Genomic DNA, 2,821 nt, shown 5'->3' on the forward strand with positions numbered 1-2,821 from the left:
GCCTGATTTAATAAATAGGCTAAATATGAACTTAGTGTTTTTAGCCACGGTGAAAAAGGGTAATCTCTAGTTATTGAGTCTACTCGGTTAAAAGTATTGCATTGTCATTTTATAGCCTCTAGATTTGATAATTATACTATTGTAAAAGTATTTTTTTATAAAGCTTAAAGCAGCAGGTGTCTTTGAATGGTAAAAATAACTACTTAGCATTATACTAAGTAGGAATATTTAAATAATTCCTATCACACAATTTAGCGAGATATAGATGAAAGAAGTCCGATCTTTTATTAAAACAGCATCATTAACAGAGCTTGAAAAAGCTCAACAGCTTATCAATGATGCAATTTCAAAATATACCCAGCAGCAAAAAGCGAAACAGGAAGTTTTGGATCTTTTAAAAGAAAAAGGACTTACGCTAGAAGATTTACAAGATGGAGCATCAGACAAGCGCACTAAAGTTAAGCCTAAGTACCGCATGGAACTTAATGGTGAGACTATTGAATGGACTGGCCGAGGCCGTCGTCCTAAAGCGTTTGAAGGTGTTGAGCTTGAAAAGTTTTTAGCTTAAAGCTAAATATAAGAGAAGCTTCGGCTTCTCTTTTTTGTTTACCCCTCAATAAAATATAATTAAAGTCTAAATGTCATAGCAGTAATTTGCTAAAATCCGCTTATTAAAATCTATTTGTTTTCCCATGAGCTATAAACTAAGACCTTACCAGCAAGAAGCCGTAGAACGCACTGTTTTACACTTTAGAAAGAGTAATGATCCTGCCGTTATTGTACTACCAACCGGCGCAGGTAAGAGTTTGGTTATTGCTGAACTTGCGCGTATAGCTAAGCAAAAAATATTAGTGCTTGCTCATGTAAAAGAGCTGGTAGAGCAAAATTCGCAAAAATATAAAAGTTTTGGTTTAGAGGCGAGTATATTTTCAGCAGGCTTAAAAGAAAAATCATTAAACCATCAAGTAACCTTTGCCAGTGTGTGCAATCGCTTTCCCGTAATTTAAATAAATTAAATGAGCATTATTCATTACTTATTATTGAAGAATGCCACAGTAAATGAGGATGAAAAGTGAGTACGGTAAAGTAATAAACAGTTTAAAAGAGTATAACCCTCAGTTAAAAGTATTGGGTTTAACAGCAACACCTTATCGGTTAGGGATGGGGTGGATATACCACCACCATTATCATGGTTTTGTTAAAGGTACTCAAGAAAGTCCGTTTAAAAGTTGTATTTTTGAATTGCCGCTCAGGTAAATGATCAAACATAATTATTTAACGCCGCCTAACGAAGTTGATGCAGCAATTAGCCATTATGATTTTTCGTCCTTAGATAGCAATGCATTTGGGCAATATACGACTGATGACATGAATGCGCTTTTAAAAAACAGTGAGCGCGCAACGCAGGCTATATTACAGCAAGTAATTCAATACAGTGAAGAGCGCGAAGGGGTTATGGTTTTTGCCGCCACGGTAATGCATGCCCAGGAAATATTAAGCTACTTGCCAGCTCATCAAAGTGCATTAGTAACAGGTGATACGCCAAACACTGAGCGCGATAAAATCATTAAGCAATTTAAAGCTAAGCAATTAAAGTATTTAGTTAATATTTCGGTATTAACTACAGGGTTTGATGCGCCACATGTCGACTTTATAGCTATTTTAAGACCTACAGAATCGGTTAGTTTATATCAACAAATTGTGGGGCGAGGTTTAAGGTTATCTGAATCGAAAACAGATTGCTTAGTAATAGATTATGCTGGCAATGGTTTTAATTTATTTCACCCAGAAGTAGGTGATAAAAAAGGCGATAGTGATAATGAACCTGTGCAGGTACTTTGCCCAGGTTGTGGGTTTGCAAATATATTTTGGGGTAAAACAGACTCCACTGGCAAAGTAATAGAGCACTTTGGCAGGCGTTGCCAAGGCCTGTTAGAAGATGATGAAGGTACAAAAGAGCAGTGCGATTATCGTTTTAGGTTTAAAGAATGTGAGCAGTGCGGCGCCCAAAATGACATTGCGGCACGTAAATGCCATGATTGCGGCGCGGTAATGGCCGACCCTGATGATAAGTTACGTAATGCATTAAACTTAAAAGACGCACTTGTGCTTCGATGTAGTGGGTTATCGGTAACTCTAATTAAAGATGAACTTATTAAAGTAACGTATTTTGATGAAGATGGCGCAAGTTGCGATGAGGTATATAACCTCGCAAATAAGGGCGGGCAATTTATATTTAATAAGCAATTTGGTCTACGAGTAGGACTTGGACAAACACCTATTAATTTTAAAACTGCAGCGCAAGTAGTAAGCGCACAATTTGAATTAGTACCACCAGATTTTGTTATTGCACGAAAAAGCAAAAAGTATGGTTGGAAAGTGGCTGATAAGCTATTTGACTATAAAGGCAATTTTAGGAAGGCAAATCAGTTAAGCCGTTAAGCTTAACTGATAGGGTGCATTGAACTAATACAATTAAAAGGCAACTAAGCCTCGTCACCGTCCATTAATCCCCAGCCGTCACCATATCCATTAAAGCTATTAGCAATGCTTTCAATGTATTGCTCAGCTTGGCCTAAAAGGGTGTGCTCTGGCACCATTTGTACTTGAGTGATTACTTCCCAAACGCCAGTGTCTTTACATTTTTCAAGCTCAGCATTTTGAACTAATGCATCAGAGACTATTTCTTTAGCAAATTTTTCAGCATCGGCTTCTTGTTCAAATAAAATAAAAAAATCGACTTGGTGCATTTTATTTAAATCAATGCCAGCAGCGGCTATTTCGGCTAAAAGTTGGCCGTTATCATCATCAGGGAATTGCA

2 protein-coding genes and 1 pseudogene are annotated in these 2,821 nt (G+C 37.0%); 2 read left to right on the forward strand and 1 reads right to left on the reverse strand.

All coding sequences use genetic code 11. The annotated features are described in order from the left end of the window. Positions 1-265 precede the first annotated feature (265 nt). Positions 266-568, forward strand: a complete 303-nt coding sequence (locus H5072_RS16080) for an H-NS family nucleoid-associated regulatory protein (RefSeq protein ID WP_002958250.1) — start codon at positions 266-268, stop codon at positions 566-568. Between the two features lie 124 nt (positions 569-692). Beyond that, positions 693-2,442: pseudogene (locus H5072_RS16085) on the forward strand (DEAD/DEAH box helicase). A 44-nt stretch (positions 2,443-2,486) separates the two neighbouring features. On the opposite strand, the gene H5072_RS16090 reads toward H5072_RS16085, so the two are convergent. Beyond that, positions 2,487-2,821, reverse strand: a 335-nt coding sequence (locus H5072_RS16090) for a ribonuclease E inhibitor RraB (RefSeq protein WP_182694093.1), incomplete at its 5' end; no start/stop codon positions are given.

Origin of the sequence: Pseudoalteromonas sp. SR45-5 (assembly GCF_014163565.1) — a bacterium.
GTDB classification, from domain to species: domain Bacteria; phylum Pseudomonadota; class Gammaproteobacteria; order Enterobacterales; family Alteromonadaceae; genus Pseudoalteromonas; species Pseudoalteromonas distincta.